This window comes from Mucilaginibacter boryungensis (assembly GCF_015221995.1).
In the GTDB taxonomy this organism is placed as follows: Bacteria; Bacteroidota; Bacteroidia; order Sphingobacteriales; family Sphingobacteriaceae; genus Mucilaginibacter; species Mucilaginibacter boryungensis.
In genome coordinates, this window is sequence record NZ_JADFFM010000002.1 from 1,769,249 (window position 1) to 1,793,517 (window position 24,269).

Annotated in this window: 23 protein-coding genes; 12 read left to right on the forward strand and 11 right to left on the reverse strand. The window is 42.9% G+C overall.

Annotation, left to right across the window (positions count from 1 at the left end):
• Positions 1-7: 7 nt before the first annotated feature.
• The 4 genes from IRJ18_RS20720 to gcvH all read right to left on the reverse strand — a co-directional run bounded on the left by IRJ18_RS20720 (position 8) and on the right by gcvH (position 4,170).
• Complete coding sequence (locus IRJ18_RS20720) at positions 8-223, reverse strand: FeoA family protein (protein ID WP_194108184.1); 216 nt, start codon at positions 221-223, stop codon at positions 8-10.
• Between the two features lie 103 nt (positions 224-326).
• A complete protein-coding gene (locus IRJ18_RS20725; protein WP_194108185.1) occupies positions 327-3,149 on the reverse strand; it encodes an outer membrane beta-barrel protein in 2,823 nt (940 codons plus the stop codon).
• Positions 3,150-3,390: 241 nt separating this feature from the next.
• Positions 3,391-3,780 carry a VanZ family protein gene (locus IRJ18_RS20730; protein WP_194108186.1) on the reverse strand — a complete coding sequence of 130 codons (390 nt, stop codon included), beginning with the start codon at positions 3,778-3,780 and terminating at the stop codon, positions 3,391-3,393.
• A 9-nt stretch (positions 3,781-3,789) separates the two neighbouring features.
• Positions 3,790-4,170 (reverse strand): glycine cleavage system protein GcvH, encoded by a 381-nt coding sequence (gene gcvH, locus IRJ18_RS20735; RefSeq protein WP_194108187.1) that lies wholly within the window; start codon positions 4,168-4,170, stop codon positions 3,790-3,792.
• Positions 4,171-4,387: 217 nt separating this feature from the next.
• On the opposite strand from gcvH, the gene IRJ18_RS20740 reads away from it, so the two are divergent.
• The 4 genes from IRJ18_RS20740 to IRJ18_RS20755 all read left to right on the forward strand — a co-directional run bounded on the left by IRJ18_RS20740 (position 4,388) and on the right by IRJ18_RS20755 (position 9,343).
• Positions 4,388-4,984, forward strand: a complete 597-nt coding sequence (locus IRJ18_RS20740) for a DUF4142 domain-containing protein (protein WP_194108188.1) — start codon at positions 4,388-4,390, stop codon at positions 4,982-4,984.
• Between the two features lie 104 nt (positions 4,985-5,088).
• Complete coding sequence (locus IRJ18_RS20745) at positions 5,089-6,108, forward strand: Gfo/Idh/MocA family oxidoreductase (RefSeq protein ID WP_194108189.1); 1,020 nt, start codon at positions 5,089-5,091, stop codon at positions 6,106-6,108.
• Between the two features lie 33 nt (positions 6,109-6,141).
• Entirely contained in the window at positions 6,142-6,648 is a 507-nt protein-coding gene (locus IRJ18_RS20750) for a TlpA family protein disulfide reductase (RefSeq protein ID WP_194108190.1), read from the forward strand.
• Between the two features lie 190 nt (positions 6,649-6,838).
• The gene (locus tag IRJ18_RS20755) at positions 6,839-9,343 is read left to right on the forward strand and encodes an outer membrane beta-barrel family protein (protein ID WP_194108191.1); all 2,505 of its coding nucleotides are present in this window, start codon (positions 6,839-6,841) and stop codon (positions 9,341-9,343) included.
• A 105-nt stretch (positions 9,344-9,448) separates the two neighbouring features.
• Here IRJ18_RS20755 and IRJ18_RS20760 read toward each other — a convergent pair whose 3' ends face one another.
• A complete protein-coding gene (locus tag IRJ18_RS20760) occupies positions 9,449-10,729 on the reverse strand; it encodes a replication-associated recombination protein A (RefSeq protein WP_194108192.1) in 1,281 nt (426 codons plus the stop codon).
• 67 nt (positions 10,730-10,796) lie between these two features.
• On the opposite strand from IRJ18_RS20760, the gene IRJ18_RS20765 reads away from it, so the two are divergent.
• Positions 10,797-11,423, forward strand: a complete 627-nt coding sequence (locus IRJ18_RS20765; protein ID WP_194108193.1) for a DNA-3-methyladenine glycosylase family protein — start codon at positions 10,797-10,799, stop codon at positions 11,421-11,423.
• 8 nt (positions 11,424-11,431) lie between these two features.
• Here IRJ18_RS20765 and IRJ18_RS20770 read toward each other — a convergent pair whose 3' ends face one another.
• On the reverse strand, positions 11,432-12,028 hold the full coding sequence (locus IRJ18_RS20770; RefSeq protein WP_194108194.1) for a phosphoglycerate mutase family protein: 597 nt from the start codon (positions 12,026-12,028) through the stop codon (positions 11,432-11,434).
• A gap of 59 nt (positions 12,029-12,087) precedes the next feature.
• On the opposite strand from IRJ18_RS20770, the gene IRJ18_RS20775 reads away from it, so the two are divergent.
• Entirely contained in the window at positions 12,088-13,062 is a 975-nt protein-coding gene (locus tag IRJ18_RS20775) for a YihY/virulence factor BrkB family protein (protein WP_194108195.1), read from the forward strand.
• Positions 13,063-13,163: 101 nt separating this feature from the next.
• On the opposite strand, the gene folP is transcribed toward IRJ18_RS20775, so the two are convergent.
• The gene (gene folP / locus IRJ18_RS20780) at positions 13,164-14,015 is read right to left on the reverse strand and encodes a dihydropteroate synthase (protein ID WP_194108196.1); all 852 of its coding nucleotides are present in this window, start codon (positions 14,013-14,015) and stop codon (positions 13,164-13,166) included.
• A 9-nt stretch (positions 14,016-14,024) separates the two neighbouring features.
• Positions 14,025-14,372, reverse strand: a complete 348-nt coding sequence (locus IRJ18_RS20785; RefSeq protein WP_194108197.1) for a hypothetical protein — start codon at positions 14,370-14,372, stop codon at positions 14,025-14,027.
• A 66-nt stretch (positions 14,373-14,438) separates the two neighbouring features.
• Between IRJ18_RS20785 and IRJ18_RS20790 the strand changes: the two genes are divergently transcribed.
• From IRJ18_RS20790 to IRJ18_RS20805, 4 genes are all read left to right on the forward strand, one after another.
• Positions 14,439-15,017: a DUF1599 domain-containing protein gene (locus IRJ18_RS20790; protein WP_194108198.1), complete on the forward strand. Its 579-nt coding sequence runs from the start codon at positions 14,439-14,441 to the stop codon at positions 15,015-15,017.
• A 72-nt stretch (positions 15,018-15,089) separates the two neighbouring features.
• Positions 15,090-16,262, forward strand: coding sequence for a BT_3928 family protein (locus IRJ18_RS20795; protein WP_194108199.1), 1,173 nt, complete (start codon positions 15,090-15,092; stop codon positions 16,260-16,262).
• Positions 16,259-17,317 carry an ABC transporter permease gene (locus tag IRJ18_RS20800; protein ID WP_194108200.1) on the forward strand — a complete coding sequence of 353 codons (1,059 nt, stop codon included), beginning with the start codon at positions 16,259-16,261 and terminating at the stop codon, positions 17,315-17,317. Before IRJ18_RS20795 ends, IRJ18_RS20800 begins: the two co-directional genes overlap by 4 nt.
• Positions 17,317-17,838, forward strand: a complete 522-nt coding sequence (locus IRJ18_RS20805; protein ID WP_228072978.1) for a shikimate kinase — start codon at positions 17,317-17,319, stop codon at positions 17,836-17,838. The genes IRJ18_RS20800 and IRJ18_RS20805 overlap by 1 nt, the downstream gene beginning before the upstream one ends.
• 67 nt (positions 17,839-17,905) lie before the next feature.
• Here IRJ18_RS20805 and IRJ18_RS20810 read toward each other — a convergent pair whose 3' ends face one another.
• Positions 17,906-20,440 carry a DUF5686 and carboxypeptidase-like regulatory domain-containing protein gene (locus IRJ18_RS20810; protein ID WP_194108201.1) on the reverse strand — a complete coding sequence of 845 codons (2,535 nt, stop codon included), beginning with the start codon at positions 20,438-20,440 and terminating at the stop codon, positions 17,906-17,908.
• Positions 20,441-20,678: 238 nt separating this feature from the next.
• Between IRJ18_RS20810 and IRJ18_RS20815 the strand changes: the two genes are divergently transcribed.
• Together IRJ18_RS20815 and IRJ18_RS20820 are read left to right on the forward strand one after the other, a co-directional pair.
• Positions 20,679-22,055, forward strand: a complete 1,377-nt coding sequence (locus IRJ18_RS20815) for a methyltransferase RsmF C-terminal domain-like protein (protein WP_194108202.1) — start codon at positions 20,679-20,681, stop codon at positions 22,053-22,055.
• Positions 22,056-22,189: 134 nt separating this feature from the next.
• Positions 22,190-22,774: a C40 family peptidase gene (locus tag IRJ18_RS20820; RefSeq protein WP_194108203.1), complete on the forward strand. Its 585-nt coding sequence runs from the start codon at positions 22,190-22,192 to the stop codon at positions 22,772-22,774.
• A gap of 123 nt (positions 22,775-22,897) precedes the next feature.
• Here IRJ18_RS20820 and IRJ18_RS20825 read toward each other — a convergent pair whose 3' ends face one another.
• Both IRJ18_RS20825 and IRJ18_RS20830 read right to left on the reverse strand, forming a co-directional pair.
• Positions 22,898-23,263 carry a CoA-binding protein gene (locus IRJ18_RS20825; RefSeq protein ID WP_194108204.1) on the reverse strand — a complete coding sequence of 122 codons (366 nt, stop codon included), beginning with the start codon at positions 23,261-23,263 and terminating at the stop codon, positions 22,898-22,900.
• A 58-nt stretch (positions 23,264-23,321) separates the two neighbouring features.
• On the reverse strand, positions 23,322-24,110 hold the full coding sequence (locus IRJ18_RS20830; protein WP_194108205.1) for a carbon-nitrogen hydrolase family protein: 789 nt from the start codon (positions 24,108-24,110) through the stop codon (positions 23,322-23,324).
• Positions 24,111-24,269 lie beyond the last annotated feature (159 nt).

Genomic DNA, 24,269 nt, shown 5'->3' on the forward strand with positions numbered 1-24,269 from the left:
CAATTCGCTATTGCAGAATAATGGTCGAGGCTTCCCTTTTACGTAAACTTAACTGGTAGCCCGATACATTGATAGCGATAGGGTCGCCAAGCGGAGCAATGCGTTCCACTAATACTTCTTCACCGGGTAAACAGCCCATCTCCATCAGTTTTACAGACATTTCCAGGTCGGTAAATTCCTTTACTATCCCTTTACTACCTACTTTAAGTTGCGAAAGCCTCATTAGTCGTTATTTAGAACGATTCAAATGTAGAGGTTATTTAAATTAAATCCAAATAAGCAATGTGATTCTTTTGTAAAAAGTTTGTATAGATTATTGCCCTTTATTAACGCATGATAATCAAGCCATTATTCTTGTTCTCGCCGCCAACTTTAGTTATTTTATATACCAATTTCATATAAAAATATTGGCCCAGGGTGTTAGTTTGGTTATTTGTAATTACGCCGGTTGTACTAATAGATCGTTGCAGGCCCGAATTCTGGTTCAACAGATCGAACGCGTTTAGTGAGAGTGTTAAATTTTGTTTCTCTAAAAAATAATGCTCAATACCTGCATTCCATAAATAATATGAAGTATTGGCGCTGGCGGGTTGCCCGCGGTAAAGTGTTTGGTTGATATCGCTAAAAATGCGCCAGCCTTTAACCGGCAGCACGCTTGCACTGGCGTTATTGCTATAAGTAAAATAGCTCCTGTCGGCTACATGCTGGTACGAGTTTACGGCATTGTTGTATGTTCCGTAAAAGCGCAGGCTTAGCTGAAGTTTTTCCTTGTCGTAACTTGTGCCGGCATTTAAAGCAGGCGATATACGCGTAACCGCATTACGGTTACCATTTATAAAATTAATGTTACGGTTAACTGATGAATAAGAACCAAAACTATATTTCAGGCCTTTTATTTTTGTGGGCCTGCCTACATTAAAGCCGCCGCTAAAATTAAAATTTCCATCAACATTTATAGGTTTAGAGGTGGTGATGCCGTTTGCATCCACAGTGCTGGCGGTTGAAAAACCATTCCAGGTGGTATTGTAATTAATGTAAAAGTTAATGTAATTGTTATTCTTGAAATCGTAATAGTTATAATTGACGTTAGCATTAAGCGATCGCGACTGGGTAAGGTCGGGGTTGCCCTGACGGATATATAACTGATTAGTATTGTTAAACACCGTTTGCAGATCGGTCGCCGATGGCAGGGAAACATTGGTACCCACATTAAAATATAAATTATACCCATTTTTTTTGCGATAACTAAAGCTGGCATTAGGAACAAAAGCCCAGCTATCACGGCTTACGTTATTGGCTACATTGTTGGCATACGATATACCATGCAAGCCCTGTTCGGCAACCGCGGCATTAACTGATAAGGTGTATGATTCGCCCCCCTTGCTTAAACCGGCGGTAGTGGTATACTTATGGCTCCTGTTATCAGAGTTGCCGCTGTATAAAGGGTTAAATATTTCATAATTTCCAGTGACAGCGTTGTAATCAACCGTGTACTGGTTAGCGTTTTGTTTTCGGATATCTGCAGTTTGACTAATATTCAGTGATAGCTTTTTTGCCTTGTTTAACTGGCGTACAAAGGATGCGGTACTTGTTAAAAAGCTGGCATTATTATCCTGCGATGCCTGCTGATTAGTATTAGTGCTGGGCTGACTGCTTACAAAATAGCGGGTGGTTGCCTGGTTAATGTAATCGGCGTTGTTAGCCGAGTAATTCCCGGTTGTGTAAAGATTAAGCGAACCCTTGCCATTGTGGAATTTATGGTTCAATGTAAACTGGCCCCCATAAGCCGGACTGTGGGTTGTTTGGTCAAGCAGTTGGCGGATATTGTTTACACTATCGGCAGTTTGCCTGGCGGTTCCTGATGATAATAACGAATAATTTTTCTTTAAACTGTACGAAAAGTTAGGCTTAAATACTAAATTGTTCAAACTGTCTATCTTATATTCCATGTTAACCGAAAGCCGGTAACTGTTACTGGTGTTGTTTCCATTGCTAAACTGATTCGTAAACAAATTATTAGGTACATCCTGTAAATTAGATGTTTGGCTGATATCGTTTTTAGAGATGACAGTTACAAAGCTGGTATTGAATTTCAATTGACCTTTTTTGCCGTATTCGTCAGTATAATTCAACCCTGCGGTATGGTTAGTAATCAGACCGCCATTAACTCCTGAAAACGCATTGTTAATATTAGCCCGTCCATTGGCGCCAATATAAATACTATTAGAACCATCGCTTGAGCCAAAGGTGCTGAAAGCATTGCCGCCTGCAAAATTATTAAGGTCTTCGTATGAAAAGCCGGATTCGTTAACATTATTGCTTAACGATAGGATAGACATTTGTTTTTTATTATCAAAATGGTTCATGTTAAACTGGCCCAGGTAGCGGTTATCATTACCGCGGGCTGCCGCCATGTTGCCAAACCAGCCTTTCTTTTTATCGGCTTTTAGGGTAACGTTCATTACCTTATTGCGTTCGCCGTCATCAATCCCGGTATTCTTGGCTTTATCGGTTTTATCATCAATAATCTGTACTTTATCAATGGCATCAGCCGGCAGGTTTTTCGTTACAGCTTTGGGGTCGTTGCCAAAAAACTCTTTACCATCAACCAATACCTTTTTTACCTCCTGTCCCTGAGCGGTAATTTTGCCATCCTTATCAACATCAACACCGGGTATCTTTTTAAACAGTTGCTCAACGTTATCGTTCTTTTGTGTTTTGTACGATCCGGCGTTAAATTCAACAGTATCTTTCTTAATGGTGACAGGCGCTTTTTCTGCCGAAATGTTTACCTGATTTAAATTGCGTACTTCATTTTCCATGGTTAGCGTACCCAAATCAACAAAAGGTTTTTGCGCGGTAACATTAAAGTGTACCACTTTATGTTTTAACCCTAATTGAGAAATAATGATACGATAGCTCCCGTTGGCAATACCTGGTATTTCAAGCGCCCCGTTCTTATCGGTCATAGTGCTTTTAACTATAGATGAATCGGGCCCGTTTAATATAACCGATGCTGTCGCAAACTCAACAGGTTCGTTTTGGGTATTAATAACTTTTGCCTTGATTAAACGTTTAGGTGCCTGACCGAAAGCCGTGCCAAATGCAACTAATAAAATAAAGAGAATTGGGTATAAAGTTTTCTTCATAGTATAATTACAGTAGTAATAATAAATGTGTTACTAAGATGACTATTTCATTAGTTACTTTACGAAATATTCGTAAATACAACAAAAATTTTACTTCTTTGCTAAATAGACACGGGGAAATTGCAGGTGTTACACCCGGAAAGGCACTTATTTTGATTTATAAAAATGCGGGCAGTTGCAGCTCTTTTTAAAAATGCCGCACGAATTAAGGCCCAGGCAGGCCAAAATCAATACCATGTATTTAATTTTTCGCATTTGTTGAAGCGTATAATATTACTAAGGTACCAAAAACTCCCATACCTGCGCCAACAGCGTCTGAAAATAGATCAGCCCACTCGGCGCCGCGCCAGGTAAAAACAAATAGTTGCAGTACTTCTATTAGCGCACCATAGGATAACGCTATTATAAATACTTTTAGTGCATCAATAACGGCAAAATTATCTGTACTGTGTTTTCTGATAAAGCCGTTGCACATCAACACGGTCAATACAAAAAATAAACCGCAATGCACCAGTTTATCAAATCCCGGGAAAAATAGGTGCGAATGCCCTACCGAGCCGAATGATATACTGCACAATATTAAAATAAGTAAGGCCCACAAAATTGCGGGCCTGTGATATTTAAAAAGCATTCTATTAAATTATGCGCCAACAATAGCCTGGTAGGCATCTGCTGTAAGTAAACCGTCTACATCAGCTGCATTTGCCAGGCTAACCTTTACCATCCATCCATCGCCATAAGGGTCGGTGTTCACCAGTTCGGGCTGACTATCAAGTTTTGAATTAACTTCAAGTACGGTCCCGGTTACCGGCATAAACAGGTCTGATACTGTTTTAACAGCCTCTACAGTGCCAAAAACATCTTCACTTGCCACCTCTTTTCCTACCGAAGTGATATCTACATAAACAATATCACCCAATTCGCGCTGCGCAAATTCGGTAATGCCAATATATGCTTCGCCGCCTTCAACGCGTATCCACTCGTGGTCTTTGGTGTATTTTAATTCAGCTGGAAAGTTCATAGTTGTTTTTTAGTTTTTGTCCGCCCAAAAATAATAAAAGTTGTGAGAATACAGCAGGCCCGCCATAATGAAACATAGCGATGGTTTTCAAACTCATTGCTATATGATAGTATTGTTAATATTATCATTAACCACAAATAAATTAAAAATACAATTCAATTAATTAAAACTTAAAAACGAGGTGTTTGTAGTTAATTAAAATTAACAAACAATAACCATGAAAAAGCTTATTTATTTAATGATGATGTGTTGCGCTGCCTGGACGGTACAATCATGCAGCGGAACAAAATCCAGTACTGAAGCAGCAGACAGCGCTAATAGTGCTAAAATTGACACTGCTAAAAAAGACAGCAGCACAGCAGGCGCACCAGCCATTACTGTAAACGAAACTGATTCGAAATTTGCTGTGGATGCGGCTAATGGCGGTATGGCCGAAGTTGCCTTATCTAAACTGGCGCAAACAAAAGCTACCAATGCTAAAGCAAAAGAATTTGCCAGCATGATGATAACTGACCATACCAAAGCAAATGATGAACTAATGGCATTAGCTAAAAGCAAAAACATTACCTTACCCGCTACTATAAGCGATGATAAACAAAAAACTGCCGATGATCTTTCAAAAAAATCGGGTGCCGATTTTGACAAAGATTATATAGATAAAATGCTTGATGATCATAAGAAAACCGTCTCTATGTTTGAAGATGAATCTAAAAATGCAAAAGACCCTGACATTAAGGCGTTTGTTGATAAAACGCTACCTACATTGAAAATGCATTTACAGCATGTACAAACCATTAAAGATGGAATGAAATAGCCGTACAGCCTATACCGGTTTGAACGGGACACTTTGAAAGAGGGGTCCCGTTTTCTTTTAGTTTATTTTTCAGCCACAACACTAATTCGTATAATTGCGTAGCTATGTCTGCACCTATTGTAACCGGTTTAATGGCCTACGGCATGTCTGGCAGGATATTTCAGGCGCCATTTTTAAGTACGCACCCTGGCTTTAAATTGAAGGCAGTTGTTGAGCGCAGCCGGAAAATAATGGCTGGTACATATCCGGGTATTGTTAGTTATAATACTGTAGACGAGTTGCTGAACGACCCTGAAATTGAACTGATTGTAGTCAATACACCAGGGTATACCCACTTTGATTTTGCCCGGCAAGCTTTAAAAGCCGGGAAGCATGTGCTGATAGAAAAACCCGTAGCTGCTACCACTGCCGAATTTAAAGCTTTATATGATTTATCCCGCGAAACTGGTAACCACGTAATGGTATATCAGAACCGCCGTTGGGACAGCGATTTTTTAGCAGTTAAACAAGTAATAGAAAGCGGACGTTTGGGCAACCTGATAGAGGTTAATTTTAGGTATGACAGGTACAAACCCGAGTTAAGCCCTAAAAAGTTTAAGGAGGATGCAACCCTACCGCCCAATGGTTTAGTGTATGACCTTGGCCCGCATTTGATAGACCAGGCAATTAGTTTGTTTGGGCGACCGCTGTCTTTCCGCAAGATAACGGCTATTCATCGCGAAAATTCGGAAGTGATCGATTATTTCAGCTTTCAATTGACCTATCCAAACCAATTGAATGTAAATTTAACATCGGGTTTGCTGATAGCGGGGCCGCTGCCATCGTTTGTGGTGCATGGTACTTTGGGCAGCTTTATTAAGAATAGATGTGATGTGCAGGAAGAACAATTGGATAAAAATATGAAACCAACCGACCCAGCTTATGGGCAGGAGCCGGCTGGTTGCGAAGGCAAACTTATTTTAGCAGATTTAGATGACAAAAAACATACCGAACAAATTACATCGCTAAAAGGGGATTACACACATTTATTTGAAGCCGTTTATCAGACTATCCGTAATAACGCGTTATATCCTATAACTGAAGAACATATAGCCTGGCAGATGGAATTGCTGGAGGCTGAATAGATGAAATACCTTTATTAAAAAATACTTAAAACCATGAAACGCATACTGCTTTTATTAATCCTTATCGCTACGGTTAGCTGTATACAAGCACAAAAAGCCGATACGGCTGTGAAGCCAAAACCTATCGCGCCATTCCGTATTTTAACCTCTGATAGCACCTGGTTTACCCCTGCAAACTTAAAAAAGGAGAAACCGGTGGTTATTATTTACTTCTCGCCCGATTGCAGCCACTGCCAGCGGATGATGTATGAGTTAAAGCCCAAACTGAACCAGTTAAAAAATATCCAGATAGTGATGATCACTTGGTCTAAAGATTATGATATCCGTGGCATTCGTGAATTTAGACGTGATTACGACCTGAAAAAATACGTAAACTTTACACTTGGCACCGAAGGCTATACCATGCTGGTGCAAAAATATTACGAAGTTAAAACCACCCCCTATATTGCCATGTATAACAGCGCGCATAAATGGGTGAAAGCATTTGATAAAGTACCCAAAACTGAAGACGTTTTGGCCAGCGCGAAAGCTTTAAAATAACCCTTTACAATTGCGAGCGATAGCGTGGTAATCTCGTAGGTTTGCAACCTACGAGATTACCACGTCGCTACGCTCCTCGCAATGACAATATCCTTTCGTAATCAAAAATTTACCATCGTACTATCCTGCTTAGCAATAAAGTTACAAAGCTTATATAGTAAAAACAGGTTTAAACAATGACTTTTGCGGCATGAATTTTAAGTATGTCCTAAGTCTGTTATTATTTATAAGTGTCACTAACATTTTTGCACAGCAAGTACCTGTTAAAGGTTCGGTGAGCGGAAAACTAATCGACGGCGCCACCAACCAGCCTTTAGAATTTGCAACCGTTTCACTCATAAAGAAATCAGATAATTTACCTGCAAAAAGCATCCAAACTGACCTACAGGGGAACTTTAAGCTTGATAATATCGCCGATGGGTTTTACCTGTTGCGCGCCACTTATGTTGGCTACGGCACGGTAACTAAGGACAGTATTGCCATTAGCCCTAAAAAACGGGTATACGTTTTCAGCAACCTTAAATTAAAAGCTATAAAGGGTGTACTTAAAGAAGTTGCCATTAAAGCGCAGCGCAGCACTATTCAAATCGGGATTGATAAAAAAGTTTTTAGTGTAGACCAAAGCCTGGTAAGCCAGGGCGGCTCAGCTACCGATCTGTTAAGCAACGTACCTTCTGTACAGGTTGATGTTGATGGTAACCTTAACCTACGCGGTTCAAGCAATGTAAGAGTATTGATCAATGGTAAGCCATCGGCCCTAACCGGCAGTAACATGGCCGATATTTTGCAATCTATCCCAGCAAGTTCTATCGAAAATATCGAGGTGATCACCAACCCATCATCAAAATACGATGCCGAAGGTCAATCAGGTATTATTAATATTGTGTTGAAGAAGAATGCGCGCTTAGGGTTAAATGGTTCATTATCTGGGTCAATTGGTTACCAACACACTTATAACGGTAGTGCTAACCTTGCATATCAAACCAAATCGGTAAATCTGTATGCTAATTACAGTTACCGCAAAGCGCATCGTGAAGGGGATGGGTACACCAACCGTACATCTGTAGACGCCTTTAATAACCCGGTTCTGCAAAATCAAATTGCTAACCAGGCTTTTGATTTTAATGCACATAACATCCGTGCGGGGGTAGATTTTAACCTGGATGATAAAACCACGCTTAGCTTTAATGCCAACGCTAACCTGCGTAACCGTAATCGTGCACAGTTTGGCAATACTACTGTTGATAGTGCGCATATATTAACACGCTATACCCAACAAAATACAACATCATACAGTCACGGTAACAGCAATTACGACTTTAATAGTGATTTTGAACATCGTTACAAAAAACAAGGCGAGGTATTAACGGCAAATGTCGGATATTCCATTGGGCGCGAAGCGGCAGTTGATTCTCAATTGATCCACTACAACAATTATGTTCCCCCCTATACCAGTATACACAGGCAGTTTAATGATAATGGCCAAAAAAGCTATAATGTTAATCTCCAGGCCGATTTTAGTTTACCCATGAGCCAGGGCCGTAAACTGGAAGCCGGCTATCGCAGCACTTTTGCGCAAAATGATAACCGTAATGATGTTTACGACTTACTTACAGGCAATACTTACGTGCCCGACGCTAATCAAACCAATCACTTTTTATATCAGGAACAGATCCATGCTATCTACACCAACTACCAGCAGCAATTTGGCAAGTTTGGTATTCAGGGTGGTTTACGATTAGAGGATGCCCGCATCCGCACTTTGCTGCGCGATAACGGCGAACGGCACTCGCAGGATTATTTCCGTATTTATCCAAGTTTATTTTTAAGCGATAAACTAAGCGATAATCAAACTTTACAATTAAGCTATACCCGCCGGGTAAGCCGCCCGCGCGACAGGCAGATATCGCCATTTTTGGATAAGAGCGATCCCTACAATTACCAGCAGGGCAACCCCGATCTGAAACCGGAGGATACCCACTCATTTGAGTTTAGCTATATTAACTATTGGAAAACGCTGACTTTAACCTCATCCCTTTATTATCGCTTAACCAACGATGATATCCAGCAGATACGTACGCCGTTAAGCACATCGGTAACCCGTTTGCATTTTGAAAACATTGCAACTGCCCAAAACAGCGGTTTTGAATTAATTGCCCGGATTAATGCTACGCAGACTATTGATTTGACGGCCAACGTAAACGCTTACTACCGTAATTTACAGGGCAATGCAGATTTAGGCTTGCCTTCATCATCGGGTTTTGCCTGGAATGCTAACCTTACCGCTAACTTAAAACCAGTTAAAAAATTAGGCATGCAATTACGCGGCGACTACCAGGCGCCACAGGTAATTACCCAGGGCCATCAGCGCGCTATGGCGGGTTTAGACGGCGGTTTGCGGTACGATTTAACAAAAGCACTGAATATTAGCGGCAACGTACGCGATATATTCAACACCCGCAAATTCGGATCGATCATTGATAACACAACAGGGTTATATCCGTATCATTCTGAGTCGCAGCGCCGTTTTGCAAGCCGCACTTATACCTTCACTTTATCTTATCGTTTTGGCTCAACACCTGATGATGGAAGCAGGAAAAAAGGCAAAAAAGATAAGAACAATGGTAACCAGGATGACATGAACCCGGATGATCAATCGGGCGGCGGCGGTGTTGGCGGCGGGAACAAGCTATAAACCCAATTCCACAAGTACTAAAATAGCAAAAGGCGAAAAGTTAATTTTTTCGCCTTTTGTCGTTTTTTACCGGTTCTTTCTATTTTTCTTTTAAAATCCCGTGTTTTAATATTTGTAGCGGTTGCCCCATAATTTTTTCAACTTCTCCCGGGTTTCATTCTCTTTGGGATTATTGCCGGGCTGGTAAATTTGCGTGCCTTTTATGGCATCGGGTAAAAAATCCAGGTCGGTGAAGTTGCCTTCAAAATTATGAGCGTATTTGTAATCTTTGCCGTAGCCAATATTTTTCATCAGTTTGGTTGGTGCATTGCGCAAATGCAAGGGCACGGGCAAATCGCCGGTTTGTTTTACTAAAGCAATAGCTGAACTGATGGCGGTGGTGGCCGCATTACTTTTTGGTGATGTAGCCAAATAAATGGCCGTTTGTGACATGATCAGTTGTGACTCGGGCATACCGATAACCTGCACCGCGTTGAAGCAGCTTTGGGCCAGCAGCAGGGCATTCGGGTTGGCATTGCCAATGTCCTCGGCGGCCAGGATCAGCATACGCCGCGAGATAAACAGCGGATCTTCCCCTCCGACTATCATCCGGGCCAGCCAGTATACCGCGCCGTTAGGGTCGCTGCCCCGCATAGATTTGATGAAGGCCGAGATAATATCGTAATGCTGTTCACCGGTTTTATCGTACAAGGCCATGTTCTGCTGTACATGTTCCAGCACTACATCGTTGGTTAGGGTGATGGTTTTACCCTCGAAAGCGTTAACCAGTAATTCAAATATGTTCAGCAGTTTGCGGGCATCGCCGCCTGAAAGGCGCAGCAAAGCTTCGTGTTCCTTAATAACTATCTTCTTACGCTTCAACACCTCGTCTTCCTTCATGGCCTTGTCCAAAAGGTTCAGCAGGTCGCTTTCTTCCAGCGCTTTTAAAATATAAACCTGGCAGCGCGACAGCAAAGCCGAGATAACCTCGAATGACGGGTTTTCCGTAGTAGCGCCAATCAGCGTAACAATCCCCCGCTCAACCGCGCCCAGCAATGAATCCTGCTGCGATTTAGAGAAGCGGTGTATCTCATCAATAAAAAGTATCGGCAAAATCTCGCCCTGCTCTTTTAACAGCGACGCTTTTTCAATTACCTCGCGCACATCCTTCACCCCTGAATTTATCGCGCTTAGCGAAAAGAACGGGCGATACAACGATTGCGATATGATATAAGCCAGCGTAGTTTTCCCCACACCCGGCGGGCCCCAAAATATCATAGATGGTAACGAGCCCGATTCAATAGCTTTACGCAATACCGCGCCCGGGCCAACCAGGTGTTTCTGGCCAACATAATCATCCAGGGTGGCAGGTCGCATGCGTTCGGCTAAAGGGGGCAGGTTATTCATATATGGTAAAATTGAAAAAAGAAAACGCCAATTCCTAAAAAAATTAGTATTTTTAAATAACAATTACATGCTCAACAAGTTTACACCCGATAACTTTCACACTATTTGCGATGCACTGGCCAACATCGACACCGATCTTTCCAGCGTTATCCAAACCTATGGCTACCCGCCATTATGGTCGCGGCCAAACAGTTTCGAATCATTGGTGCATATTATTTTAGAGCAGCAGGTATCGCTGGCCTCGGCGCTCTCGGCCTTAAATAAACTGCGTGAACGTGTGCAGGAAATTACCCCTGCCAATGTGCTGGTGCTAACGGATGAGGAAATGAGGTCCTGCTATTTAAGCCGGCAGAAAATGACTTACGTGCGATACCTGGCCGAGGCCATATTAAGCGGACAAATTGATCTGGACGCGTTTGAACAAATGCCCGATGATGAAGTGCGCGCCCAGCTGGTGTCCCTGAAAGGGATTGGCAACTGGACGGTGGACGTTTACCTGATGTTTGTTTTGAAGCGTGCCGATATTTTTCCCGTTGGCGATCTTGCGGCGGTGAATGCTTTTAAACGGGTAAAAGGTTTGGAGCCAGCCACCACGCGCGAGGAATTAGTAGCGCTGGCTAAAGCGTGGCAGCCTTACCGCACTGTAGCTACTATGCTGTTGTGGCATTATTATTTATCGGCGCCAAAAAAATGATATAGGCACTAAAACCGTGAGGCTGGCTTTACAAAATGTTCGGTATTGTAGCCCAAATATTTCTCGGGGATTTGAGTGACGTGATGTTGCTCGCCGTAGTTTTTTATCTCCAGTTCGGTATTACCATCCTTAATGGTCAGCTTAAAGATCATATCATAATCATCATCGGCTAAAGTGCTGAATGGCCGTTCGCCACCAAAGGCGGCCAGTGTGGGGATAACCGTATTGGAATGCCCGACAATTAATACATTATGGCCTTTATAGTATTGAAGCACCTTGCCTGCAAAAGCTTTCAGATCGGCCGGGTCATAGGTTTCGGCTACCAGGGTAAATTTATCGGCTGTTGGTTTGGCTGTAAGCCGGGTGCGTGTATAATCGGTAACGTAAATACCTGCAATTTTCTCGTGTTTAAGCAGTTTGGCCAGATCTTTCGCACGTTTTTGCCCGGCGCTTGATAATTCAGGGTCATCTGGCGGTGTAGCAGCTTTTTCGGCATGGCGCACTATCCAAATAGTAGTTTTTTGTGCTAAGGCATTATAATTGCTTAGCATTAAACAGATACACAGCAGGTTGAATAAGGTAAGTTTTATGGAATTTTTTTTCATGATGAAAAGCCAAATCATCTTAAATGTAAACATATTATCCTATTATTGAATTTGTTACCATGAAAATTTTTAACCGGGCGTTTTTAAAAAAGATGTGGAAGGTACTGGTTGCCTGTTTCTCGGGCTTCGTTAATGATAACGGCCTGAAACTTAGTGCGTCCTTGGCTTATTACACGGTATTTTCCATGGCCCCGCTGCTCTTACTTCTTATAGGCATGGTAAGCATTGTATTTAAAAATGCTTTCACAACCGTATTTCCCGAAATGATAAAAGTCTTTGGGCCGGCCGCAGCCTTACAAATAAAAGGAATGGTAGACGGGTTAAATCTTTCGGGCAAAACAGGTATTGCTGTAATTTCAGGCGCGGTTACTTTAATAATAGGCGCCACAAGTATGTTTGTTGAAATACAGGACTCGCTTAATATCATTTGGCGTGTAAAAGCCAAGCCTAAGCGCGGTTGGGTGAAGTTGCTGCAAAACCGTTTTTTATCTTTCTCACTTATTATTTCCCTGGGCTTTTTGCTGCTGGTTTCGCTTGTCATTAACCTTATAGTTTTAGCCATCAGTCATAAACTGGAACACTTTTTACCTGGGCTTACTATATGGGTATTTAATGGCATTAATGTAGCGTTGTCGTTTATAGTTATCTCGGTGTTATTTGCCATCATCTTTAAATTTTTACCCGATGTGGAGATCAAATGGAAGGACGTACGTTCGGGGGCATTTTTTACTGCGTTACTGTTTATGGTTGGTAAATACCTTATTGGCTTGTATATTCAGTTTACTGCTACCAGCTCTGCATACGGTACAGCCGGCTCGGTTATCGTAATACTGGTGTGGATATACTATACTTCGGCCATACTGTACATAGGCGCCGAATTTACCCAGGTATATGCCGAGGCCAGCGGTAGCCTGATACAACCTTCGGAATACGCTGTGCATGTTGAACAAACCGAGATTGAGCATGTGGTTAAAAAACTACCTCCACAACATCCGGAAATAAAGGGCAAGTTAAAAGAGGACGAAAAGTTGTAAGCGTCGACTCACCCGGTCTTCGCTACGCTGGACCACCCTCTCTTCGCGTTCCGCGTAAAGAGGGGTTGAAAATCAAAATCACCCTCTTTTGCGCCGGTGATTTACCGGCACATTTCCCAAATCTTTACCGCCTCTACAGCTTCTTTTACATCGTGTACCCGCAAAATATTAGCCCCTTTGGTTAGGGCTATTGTATTTAGGGCTGTAGTGCCGTTTAACGCCTCTGCAGCGGTATTACCAAGCATGCCATAGATCATCCGCTTGCGCGATACACCTGCCATTAACGGCAATTGCAGCATTTCAAATCCCTGCATTTTACTCATTAACTCATACCCCTGTTGTGGTGTTTTGGCAAACCCAAATCCCGGGTCGATGATCACATCGTGCACGCCCATGGCGCGCAATTTTTCATAACGCTGCGCAAAGTAGCTAAGCACCTCATTAAATACGTCATCATACTTTGCTTCCTGCACCATGGTTTGCGGCGTACCTTTCATATGCATTAAAATGTAAGGTACTTGCAGGCGGGCAATGGTGTCAAACATGGCATCGTCTAACTGACCGCCGGATATATCGTTAATGATATGTGCCCCCGCTTTTATCGCCGCTTCGGCTACAGACGAACGAAAGGTATCGATAGAGAGCACCGCATTATTGAAACTTTTGACGATAGCTTCTACTACGGGTAACAGCCTGTCAGTTTCCTCCTGGATGGAAATATCAACAGCACCCGGACGGGATGAATAGGCGCCAAGGTCAAGAAAGGCAGCGCCCTCATTCAGCATTTTTTCGGCTTGTTGCAGGGCATCCTCAACGGCAGGTTTGCGGCTGCCGGCGTAAAAAGAATCGGGCGTTAGGTTAATAATGCCCATCACCTTCGGGGTGGATAGGTCTATCAATTTACCGCCGGCATTAATTGTCTGTTTTTTCTGAAAAAATGGAATCCCTGTCATTAGATCGACTTAAACATTAGCACTGTAACTTACATTTTTAATAAGAAAAAATGAGGTATCAATTCTTGCCGTAACCCTCTTTGTTTCACCCATAGGCGTATAATAAATAATATCTGCATAAAGCGAACTTGAAGGCTGACCGTTTCTATTCATAGGCGTTAGTTTTGGCGCATTTTTAAAATTTCCATTTGAAAACAATCCCGGCCATTTATATTGAATAAATGCTAAATCGTTTTCTTTTAGCTTGGGAATAATATAATTATTCAGCGCTTTTTTAATGGTAAAATGATATATAAGGACATTTATAAAAATTATAAATGGGAGAATCAAGACAATCAAAGAGTAAAATAAAATCATGGCGTTAATTAATCTCGTCAACCTAAACGTGATGTAAAGTTACTTTATATCTTTGCAAGTAAGAGTATGCTTGTTGGCATATATCCTTACTATATTAGTATAGCATTGAAAGATACATCAAAAGAATACGACGCGGTTATTAACGTTTGCAAAGGGCTTTTCATTAAAAAGACCCGCGACTATGGCACGGCCTGGCGCATTTTACGTATTGAATCCATCACCGATCAAATATTTATTAAAGCGCAGCGTATCCGCACGCTGGAAGAGAAAAAAGTATCGAAGGTTGGTGAAGACATTACCGGCGAATACATTGGCATTGTAAACTATTGCGTTATTGCCATGATGCAGCTGGATAGCACAGAAGATACACCCTATGAGCTTTCTGTTGAGCATGTAAATAACATGTTTGATGCCAAGGTGCAGGAAACTAAAGATCTGATGTTTGCCAAAAACCATGATTACGGTGAAGCCTGGCGCGATATGCGCATCAGCTCGTTAACCGACCTGATTTTGATGAAGCTGCTGCGTGTTAAACAAATTGAAGATAATAAAGGCGCAACCCTGGCATCGGAAGGGGTAAAAGCTAATTACCAGGATATGCTGAATTACTCGGTTTTTGCGCTGATAAAATTAGGGGTAGCTTAATGAATGTGCAGGTGTGCAAATATGCAGATGTGCAAATGAATTGATGCCTATAATGCCTATTCTATTATTACTATGAAAGCACAACAAAAAACATTATTCCCGAATGCATTGATGTGGTTTTGCCGCATTGTGGTGGGCTTGTTGTTCATTTTTTCGGGCCTGATAAAAGCTAACGACCCATTGGGGTTTTCGTATAAACTGGAAGAATATTTCGAAGTTTTTCATATGCTGTTCTTAAGCAGCTATGCCCTGTATTTCGCTATATTTCTTTGCGCGCTGGAGATGATATTGGGCTTTGCCCTGCTGATAGGCTGGCGCGCGGTGCAGGTAACCTGGGGATTATTATTACTCATTATTTTCTTCGGCTTTCTGACCTTCTATTCAGCCTATTTTAAAGTGGTGCAAACCTGCGGCTGCTTTGGCGATGCTATACCGCTTACCCCGTGGCAGTCTTTCAGTAAGGACATGATATTGCTGGTGCTGGTATTGGTGCTGTTTGCAAGCAGGAAAAGTTTAAAGCCTATCCTGAAGCCCGAAGCTGGGCGGATGGCCTTTATTGTAGCGGTCATCTTTTCGTTCGGGGTGGGTATTTATACTTATAATTTTTTACCGGTGCTGGATTTTCTGCCGTACAAAGTTGGCGCTAACCTGCCCGAAGAAATGAAAACGCCACCCGGCGCGCAACCCGACGAATACGAAATTACCTATCACCTGAAAAATAAATCTACCGGTGCCGAAAAGACCATGAACAGCACCGACTATACCAAAAGCGGTATCTGGAAGGATAACAACTGGGAAGTAAAAGGCGACCCGGAAAGCAAGTTGATAAAACAGGGCTTCAAACCTAAAATTAGCGATTTGGCTATACAGGATGCGCAGGGCAACAATTACACCCAGGAATTACTGAGCAATCCATTTTACAACCTTATTATCGTAGCATATAATTTAAACCATACCAATGATGAGGCCATTAATAAGCTGAATGCCCTTGCTATAAACCTGACACAAAACTTTAATACCAGAACTATCCTGCTCACATCAAACTCGCCCACCGATGCGGCGGTTTTTAGTAAAGCTCATCACCTGGTGCCCGAGATATTTTATGCTGACGGCGTACCGTTAAAAAGCATGGTGCGCTCTAACCCGGGCATATTGCTGATGAAAAATGGTGTGGTAATTAACAAATGGCACTATCATAACATGCCATCGTATGATGTATTGGTAAACACTTACTTTAAAAAATGATAGCTTACCTGCTCCGCAAAATTTGGTATGCCGCAGCAGTGATGCTGGGTATTGTGGTTGTGGTGTTTTTCCTGTTTAATATTTTACCGGTTGACCCGGCCCGGATGACCATGGGGCAGCGCGCCGATGTGCAATCGTTACAAGCGGTACGCCGCGAATTTGGGCTGGATAAATCTATACCCGTACAGTTTGCATATTACCTGAATGACCTGTCGCCCGTAGGCATCCATTTAAATACACCTGACGAGCAAAAGCGTTATGGCTACGCCAAACTGTTCCCGGTATCAAAAACCAAAGTACTGGCGCTGAAATGGCCTTATTTGCGCCGTTCGTATCAAACCCATAAAGATGTGGCCTCGCTGCTGCTGGATGTAATACCCAACACGCTGATACTGGCTACCGCTTCTATGATATTTGCTATCCTTATTGGTGTATTTATGGGGGTAATGAGCGCGGTGCACCAAAACTCGTGGATCGATCGCCTTTCAATAAGCCTGAGCATTTTGGGTATTTCTGCGCCGTCTTTTTTTGCAGGGATCATTATCGCCTGGATCTTCGGCTTCCTTTTAAGCAAATATACGGGGCTCAACATGTCGGGCAGTTTATATAATTACGATCCTTTTAAGGGCGAAGTGCTTAACCTGCGTAACCTGGTACTGCCGGTACTAACTTTAGGCCTGCGCCCGTTGGCCATTATTGTGCAGTTAACCCGCAATGCCATGCTTGATGTGCTGGGTCAGGATTATATCCGCACTGCGCGGGCCAAAGGTTTGGGACGTAACGCCATTATCTACCGGCATGCTTTAAAAAATGCACTTAACCCGGTAATTACCGCTATTGCCAACTGGTTTGCCTCGTTATTAGCCGGTTCGTTTTTTGTGGAATATGTATTTGGGTATAACGGCCTGGGCAAAACTACAGTTGATGCGCTGGAAAACTCTGACTTCCCGGTGATTATGGGGGCCATATTGTTTATTGCTTTTATATTTGTGGTAATCAATATCCTGGTCGACCTGGTTTATGTATGGATAGATCCAAGGGTTAAACTTAGCTGATGACAATGTACAATCCTAACCATATATTTCTGATAGGTTACATGGGCAGCGGTAAAACTACGCTTGGGCGGAAACTGGCCGCACGCTTGCAATGTGATTTTATAGACCTTGATCATGTGTTGGAGGCACAGGTTGGCATGACGATTACCGAATACTTTGCCGCCCATGGCGAAGAGGCTTTCAGGGTGCTGGAATCATCTGTATTAAAAAATACGCCTTACGCAGAGAAAGCTGTGATATCAACCGGCGGTGGCTTACCTTGTTTTTTTGATAATATGGAGTGGATGAAACAGCATGGTCAAACGGTTTATATTAAGTTAAACGCCAAAGTGCTGGCCGGCCGTTTGGAAAATAATAAAGATGACCGCCCCATATTGCGCCACAAACATGGCGAAGAATTAATAGCTTTTATTGATGAAAAACTTGCAGAGCGCGAGCCGTGGTATAATCAGGCCAGTATTATTGCCGACGGTTTAAGCCTGAATGCCGAACGGCTGGAAATGCTGCTTAATCATAAATAATGTACTAAGCATTCCTGTATAAAACTAACTGGCACCAATCTCTAATCTCTGATTAACTAATCTCTAACTACAACCTAAACTGTACACTTACCCTAACCGCGAAATTGCTTGGCAAGGCACCGGTTTCATCAACGTGGTCGCGATGGGTTAAACGGTGAAGAAAATCGACCCGTATAAAATTAAAGATATTTTCAAGCCCATAACCGGCCTCGACATACGGTATGCCTTCCAGGTTACGGGTCGGCCTGCGTGGTGTAGACGGACGTCCACCATTGGCATCATTTAGTGCGCCATCTAGCACATTAAAATCGGCTACGGTGCGCACGTTTAATTCTTTAAGCAGCGGGATGCTATTAGTAATTAGCCCTTCCATATGTTGAGTATAAGTAAGAGATACATACCGGTTGCTGGTAAATTCCAAAAACCGCATAGTGTTAAAATTATAACGGTGATTTTCAAGCAAAGGTAATGGCAGGCTTGATGGAATATAACCACCGGTAACAGCATATTCACCTTTGCCAAAAATGCCCATATGCACTTTTTCGGTAATATTGGCTGCAAATTTATTATAGCTGAAATCGCCGCCAAAAGCTTTAAATCCGTGGGTATACCTAAAGGTAACTACCGGGTTGTCGGTACCTTCGCCCAACATTATACGTTTATTAATTTTTGATGATTGCAGTAAACGCCTGCCCGGTTGCCATTGTAGTTCGCCAATTGCTTCGGCTACCTGGTAGTTGGTATAAAGTTGGCTATTGGCGGGGCTAAAGTATACAAAGTTATAAAGCGGGTCGAATGTGCGGCGGTCAACTGTCAGCTTTGCATTCCATTCCCGCGCAATATCGGTTTGTACATAGGCCCTTAAGTCGTTTTGTTGAAATGGCCCCCTGCGGGTAATGCGCCCATTACGGATAGATGCCCTGAAAACATTATTGTTTTTGCTGAAGTTTTCAAACTGGTACCCGGTTTGCCCCAAATCGCGGGTGAAAGACACCCCAGCCTGTAACCATGGTTTGCGCGAAAAAATATAATCTACCGAACCGTTAAAATTCCATCTTTTATCGCGGAAGCCATAACTAACGTAGCCCCCGAGTATCAACTGATCGCTAAAGTATTTATTGGTAGTGCCCCCCAATCTTAACACGCTGCCTTGCACATCATTATAACTATAGGTGTATAAGTAAGGCCCATAACTAAACTTGCCAATGCGGTAATAACCATTTATCAGCATGCCGGCAATATCGGCATAGGTACGTACCATGGGCAAATTTTTAACGGTATCAATAATATGATAAACTTTTTTATCATCTTCTGTAAGCGGCTCGGGGCGGTTGCGTGTCCAGTAACTTTCGTCCTGTTTGGTAATATCGTCGCTCATGGTAAGCGGTTCTTTAAATACAGCCGGCGGATAGGTTTTATTTACCGCAAAGTTTTTATTGGACAAATAGAACTTACCTAAAAATCCCGACCAGTTTTTGGCAATATTTGACACATGTACGGTGATACGCGTTTTTTCGGGTATCCAGGCGGTGGTACCTTGTGGTTGCACCATTTCCTGTTGTATCCTTATCTTGTTTAAAAAATCCAGGTTGGCATCAGGGGTAACCGACATATCTATCCGGTATAAAGCGTAATCATCATGTGTTATCCACATTACACCAACAAAAGAAAGATCGTGCGAGCGTTTTGGCTTGAATTCAATTTTATAGTATTCACGGCCATTAATTTTATCATGCTCGTCGGTTAATTCATAGTTATAAAATGTTTTCCAGCTATCTGTTATAGGCGAAATAAAATCTTTGTTGGCCAGGCGCACATAGTTTTTATAAAAGTTATACTGCTGAAAGCTGCTGCCGATGATCTGCGATATCAACGTTTCATCCTCAATACCCACACCGCTGGTTTTAGTACGTTTTATATTTTCAGTTTTTTGCTGTGGATTTTTTTGATAATAGTAATCGGCCACACTTTCAGACATAAACACAGGCAAAATAGGTTTACCATCGTCGCCAGCCATTTTTTTTAGGCTATCCATAATGGGCAGTATTTGCTTCATTACTTTGCGCTGTTTCATCTTATCGCTAATGTTGGTTACCGATAGTTCCAGCCGGGTATAGCTCTCGTATTCATAGCTGTTTAGCTTTTCAAGGTTATTCTCGTTTTTGTGTTTTACCACATTTTCTAAAATAGCCCATGCCGGGTTAACATAGCTTTTTGGGGTAATTGTAACCGTTTTTAATAGTTGATTGTCTGCTTTTAGTTGAAAATCAACAGTAGCGGTATGCTCTTTAGGAAGCGGCTTTTTAGCTTGCAGATAGCCTACGTAAGTGGCATATATGGTATCGCTTGATGCTAATGGGGCTACCAGGTGGTACAGGCCTGAAAAATCGCTGGTGATGCCTTTGGTGGTATGGTTAGGCAATTTTACAAAAACTGTTACATAGGGCAAAGGTTCGCCGGTTTCGGCGTCGGTGATCTTTCCGGAAATCCTTTTTACGGCCTGGGCGCTTGCTTCAGTATTAAAAATACATATAAAAGCAAAGCAAAATACGGGGAATAACTTCCACAATCCCGGCAGCACAAAATTAGCCTTACGCAACATTTCTTCTTAATAGTTTACCAGGGATGTTATTTGCTGCTTATAAATAACGTATAAATATACATTTTTTGAAGCGCTTGTAAAATCCCTATTACATAACAGGCAAAAACCATACCCTGTATATTAATGCTATACTGTAAGTAACGATATGGAAACAAGTACGCAGTATGAAATATCCAAGGTAAATTCGTAACCACCGGCAAAAGCGCGGTATAGCTTAATTTCCTAACTTTGGCAGGATATGAGCAGCACCCGTTTCCCGGCAAATTTTATTGAATCGTTAAACTACGCGCCAGGTTTCGACGCGGAAAGATTCGGGTTTGCTCATCAAAACTCGCCATCGCCTACCACCATCCGTATCAATCCTTATAAACCACACGCTATATACAAAGGTGTACAAGTACCCTGGTGCGCGGAAGGCTTTTACCTGGAGCAGCGCCCGTCGTTCACTTTCGACCCGCTTTTTCATGCCGGCTGTTATTATGTGCAGGAAGCATCCAGCATGTTCATAGCCCACATGATGCAGTACATAAGGGGTGAAATGGACGATGCTATTAAGGTTTTAGACCTTTGCGCTGCGCCTGGAGGCAAAAGCACATTACTTAGTTCGGCTATAAATAACGACGATTTGCTGGTGGCGAACGAGATCATTAAAACGCGTGTACCGATATTAACGGATAACCTGACCAAGTGGGGACCTTCAAACATCGTCGCTACTAATAATGACCCAAAGGATTTTGCCCGGTTGAAGAACTTTTTTGATGTGGTGCTGGTTGATGCGCCCTGCTCAGGTTCGGGGATGTTCCGTAAAGATCCGGACGCCATGAACGAGTGGAGTGAGGCCAACGTTAACCTTTGCCATCAGCGGCAGGAACGCATACTGGCCGATGTTTACCCGGCTATTGCCAGTGAAGGATACCTTATATATAGTACCTGCTCGTATTCGGTTGCCGAGAACGAGGCTGTGCTGGATTGGCTGTGCACCGAGTTTGATTTGGAAACTGTGCGCATACCTGTTAATAAGGAGTGGGGCATTGTAGAAACTCAAAGCGATGTAAATAAAGCGTATGGCTACCGCTTTTACCCGGATAAAGTGCAAGGCGAAGGTTTGTTTGCGGCCTGCCTGCGCAAAGCCGGAACCACCCAAGGTACATCAAACTATAAAAATAAAAACACGCAGAAGCCGGATTATAAATCGATAGACTTACTGAAGCCTTATATAAAGGACGCGGATAACTACTATTATTTTAAAGTAGGTGATGACTGGCTGGCTATCGACCGTATGCATAAAGATGCCATGGGTATTGTTTCCAATAACTTGTATGTCAAAAAATCTGGTGTGCGTTTGGGTAGTATTGCCGGTCGCGACCTGATCCCCGACCACGAGTTGGCCCTAAGTTTACTAATCAACCGCGATGCTGTGCTGAATACCGAACTCACCCGCGAACAAGCCATTGCCTACCTTCGCCGTGACAATATATTAGATTTAGATACCACCCAAAAAGGCTGGAGCCTGATGACCTTTGAAAACCAACCGCTGGGCTGGGCCAAGCTGCTGCCTAACCGTATCAATAATTATTATCCGAAGGAGATGCGGATAATGAGCCAGGCAAATTGATTATTCAGTTTGTCATTGCGAGCGACAGCGTGGCAATCGCGAATATGTATCACCGCTTGGGGTGTGCGATTGCTTCGTTCCTCGCAACGACATGATAAATCGACACCATTCCTATCTTTTTGTGTTATAAACACATGCGCTTATTAACCATCTTATTAATTTGTGTTACGATGTTTTCCTGTGGACGCTCGGACAAACCCGATTATACGGCTAAGCCGAAGGATACGGTGCAGGATAAAGTCGGGCGCAAAACCGTAATACTGGCGCCGACTGATGGTACCGATGCCATGAATACCATTAACACGGGTGCAACCAGCCCGCAGGAATTAATTGCCTTTGCACGCACTGCCATAGGCATACCTTATAAATATGCCTCGTCCAATCCGCAGGAAGGTTTTGATTGTTCAGGCTTCATTACTTACGTTTTTAATCATTTCCATATCGCAGTGCCGCGCACCTCGACAGATTTTACCAATGTTAAGCACGAGGTCCCTCTGCAAAGTGCTTGTCCGGGCGATCTGATCTTATTTACCGGTACGGATAGTCATATCCGCACAGTGGGCCATATGGGTATTATTACCGAAGCTTTCGGCGATTCGGTGAAGTTTATCCATTCTACATCGGGCAGGGCCAACGGGGTAACCATATCCAACTTACGCCCGGCTTATATGGAACGATTTGTGAAAGTGGTGCGGGTGTTTAAGCAAAATGATGAGTAAAAATAAATATTGTCATTGCGAGCGATAGCGTGGCAATCTCGTAGCTTGATTAGCGAACTATGAGATTGCCACGTCGCGCTATTACACAGTCCTGCCCTGCTCCTCGCAATGACACATACTGGATCAATACTGTCCAATGCTCAGCAGTACCAGCGTACAGGCATATTCCGTTTCAATACCCTTCTCGTTAGCCATACGGCGTAACTCGCTGTTTTCGGTACCTGGGTTAAAAATAATACGTTTGGGGTGTGTGTTCAATATATAATCATATAAAGGCGGCTGGTTTTGCGGACCAACATATAGGGTAATAGTATCCACATCCTCATGGATATCTTCAGCGGGTTCAATGGGCACACCGGCAACCTCGCCTTTTTTAATCCCTACATTTATAATATCGTGACCGGCCTTTACCAAACGGTTGGCAGCTAGGTAGGCATATCTGCCGCTATTAGGCGTAGCGCCTAAAACCAATGTTTTTTTATTTGCCATATTATATAGTACACCAAAGGCGTGCCAATATATTGCAGCTTTGTCGCGCCAATGTAGATTAATTGTACAACTCCGGCTTAAAACGCTTAGCCAGATACCCTGTAGCTTTTTCCAGGTCGATATCAAATACCAGCACGCCCGGTTCGCCGTACGGCTGATAGGCTATGCATTTCCCATCCGGACTAATTAACGAGGTAGCCGATTCGGGGTACTTCATGGCGTAGTTTACGCTGGCAAAATAGATAGTGTTTTCGTTGGCCCGCATAATCATGGCGCGCTCATAATAAGGGTTGTCCATACTGCCCCATTCGGTTGGCAGGCGTCCCTGCACATCGCTGCCGGCCAGGTGCGGGTGAAATACAATGTGCGCACCCTTACGCGCCGCCCACCTGACAGATTCGGGATACCGGAATCCTTCATGACAGATAGTAATGCCAAACTTTAACCCGTCCACCTCAAATAGCTGCCGTTTAGTACCGGGTACCCAAATATTATCTTCTGTGGGGTCTAACTGATTTTTGCTTTGATAGCCTAATCGTTCGCCTGTTTTTGATATTACGTAGGCAACATTTAAAAAATCATCCCCATCATACCAATCCATCGCCATAATTATGGCGATATTGTTTTGAGCGGCAATCTGGCATACTTTATCCAGCGCCTGCTGTAATTCCGCGGGCGATACCTTTGGCACTTCATACTCGATAGCCGGATACCCTGGGATGTAAGATTCGGGAAAGCAGATGATCGCGGCTTGTTGCGTGGCCGCATCAACAGTTAGTTTTTCAACCCAATACAAAGCGTCGGCAATTGATTTTGGAAATGGCGGAGAGGCTAAGGCAATTTTCATAAGTAAAATTAGATAATTAACAGAACTTAACCACAGAGGGCACGAATATTTTCGCAGAGGACACAGAAGCATAGTAACATTACACCATAAATATTATCTTAAATCAGGATCGTGCTGTGTTCTTTGTGGATTTTCCTCTGTGCGCTCTGTGGTTAAAAT

What these genes read in the sequence shown, in the direction of transcription:
- IRJ18_RS20800 (WP_194108200.1), top strand. Translation starts at nt 16,259, where the DNA reads ATGATAGCTTACCTGCTCCGCAAAATTTGGTATGCCGCAGCAGTGATG.
- IRJ18_RS20830 (WP_194108205.1), bottom strand. Translation starts at nt 24,110, where the DNA reads ATGAAAATTGCCTTAGCCTCTCCGCCATTTCCAAAATCAATTGCCGAC.
- gcvH (WP_194108187.1), bottom strand. Translation starts at nt 4,170, where the DNA reads ATGAACTTTCCAGCTGAATTAAAATACACCAAAGACCACGAGTGGATA.
- IRJ18_RS20775 (WP_194108195.1), top strand. Translation starts at nt 12,088, where the DNA reads ATGAAAATTTTTAACCGGGCGTTTTTAAAAAAGATGTGGAAGGTACTG.
- IRJ18_RS20825 (WP_194108204.1), bottom strand. Translation starts at nt 23,263, where the DNA reads ATGGCAAATAAAAAAACATTGGTTTTAGGCGCTACGCCTAATAGCGGC.
- IRJ18_RS20760 (WP_194108192.1), bottom strand. Translation starts at nt 10,729, where the DNA reads ATGAATAACCTGCCCCCTTTAGCCGAACGCATGCGACCTGCCACCCTG.
- folP (WP_194108196.1), bottom strand. Translation starts at nt 14,015, where the DNA reads ATGACAGGGATTCCATTTTTTCAGAAAAAACAGACAATTAATGCCGGC.
- IRJ18_RS20790 (WP_194108198.1), top strand. Translation starts at nt 14,439, where the DNA reads ATGCTTGTTGGCATATATCCTTACTATATTAGTATAGCATTGAAAGAT.
- IRJ18_RS20725 (WP_194108185.1), bottom strand. Translation starts at nt 3,149, where the DNA reads ATGAAGAAAACTTTATACCCAATTCTCTTTATTTTATTAGTTGCATTT.
- IRJ18_RS20740 (WP_194108188.1), top strand. Translation starts at nt 4,388, where the DNA reads ATGAAAAAGCTTATTTATTTAATGATGATGTGTTGCGCTGCCTGGACG.
- IRJ18_RS20720 (WP_194108184.1), bottom strand. Translation starts at nt 223, where the DNA reads ATGAGGCTTTCGCAACTTAAAGTAGGTAGTAAAGGGATAGTAAAGGAA.
- IRJ18_RS20770 (WP_194108194.1), bottom strand. Translation starts at nt 12,028, where the DNA reads ATGAAAAAAAATTCCATAAAACTTACCTTATTCAACCTGCTGTGTATC.
- IRJ18_RS20795 (WP_194108199.1), top strand. Translation starts at nt 15,090, where the DNA reads ATGAAAGCACAACAAAAAACATTATTCCCGAATGCATTGATGTGGTTT.
- IRJ18_RS20765 (WP_194108193.1), top strand. Translation starts at nt 10,797, where the DNA reads ATGCTCAACAAGTTTACACCCGATAACTTTCACACTATTTGCGATGCA.
- IRJ18_RS20815 (WP_194108202.1), top strand. Translation starts at nt 20,679, where the DNA reads ATGAGCAGCACCCGTTTCCCGGCAAATTTTATTGAATCGTTAAACTAC.
- IRJ18_RS20750 (WP_194108190.1), top strand. Translation starts at nt 6,142, where the DNA reads ATGAAACGCATACTGCTTTTATTAATCCTTATCGCTACGGTTAGCTGT.
- IRJ18_RS20805 (WP_228072978.1), top strand. Translation starts at nt 17,317, where the DNA reads ATGACAATGTACAATCCTAACCATATATTTCTGATAGGTTACATGGGC.
- IRJ18_RS20730 (WP_194108186.1), bottom strand. Translation starts at nt 3,780, where the DNA reads ATGCTTTTTAAATATCACAGGCCCGCAATTTTGTGGGCCTTACTTATT.
- IRJ18_RS20810 (WP_194108201.1), bottom strand. Translation starts at nt 20,440, where the DNA reads ATGTTGCGTAAGGCTAATTTTGTGCTGCCGGGATTGTGGAAGTTATTC.
- IRJ18_RS20785 (WP_194108197.1), bottom strand. Translation starts at nt 14,372, where the DNA reads ATGATTTTATTTTACTCTTTGATTGTCTTGATTCTCCCATTTATAATT.
- IRJ18_RS20820 (WP_194108203.1), top strand. Translation starts at nt 22,190, where the DNA reads ATGCGCTTATTAACCATCTTATTAATTTGTGTTACGATGTTTTCCTGT.
- IRJ18_RS20745 (WP_194108189.1), top strand. Translation starts at nt 5,089, where the DNA reads ATGTCTGCACCTATTGTAACCGGTTTAATGGCCTACGGCATGTCTGGC.
- IRJ18_RS20755 (WP_194108191.1), top strand. Translation starts at nt 6,839, where the DNA reads ATGAATTTTAAGTATGTCCTAAGTCTGTTATTATTTATAAGTGTCACT.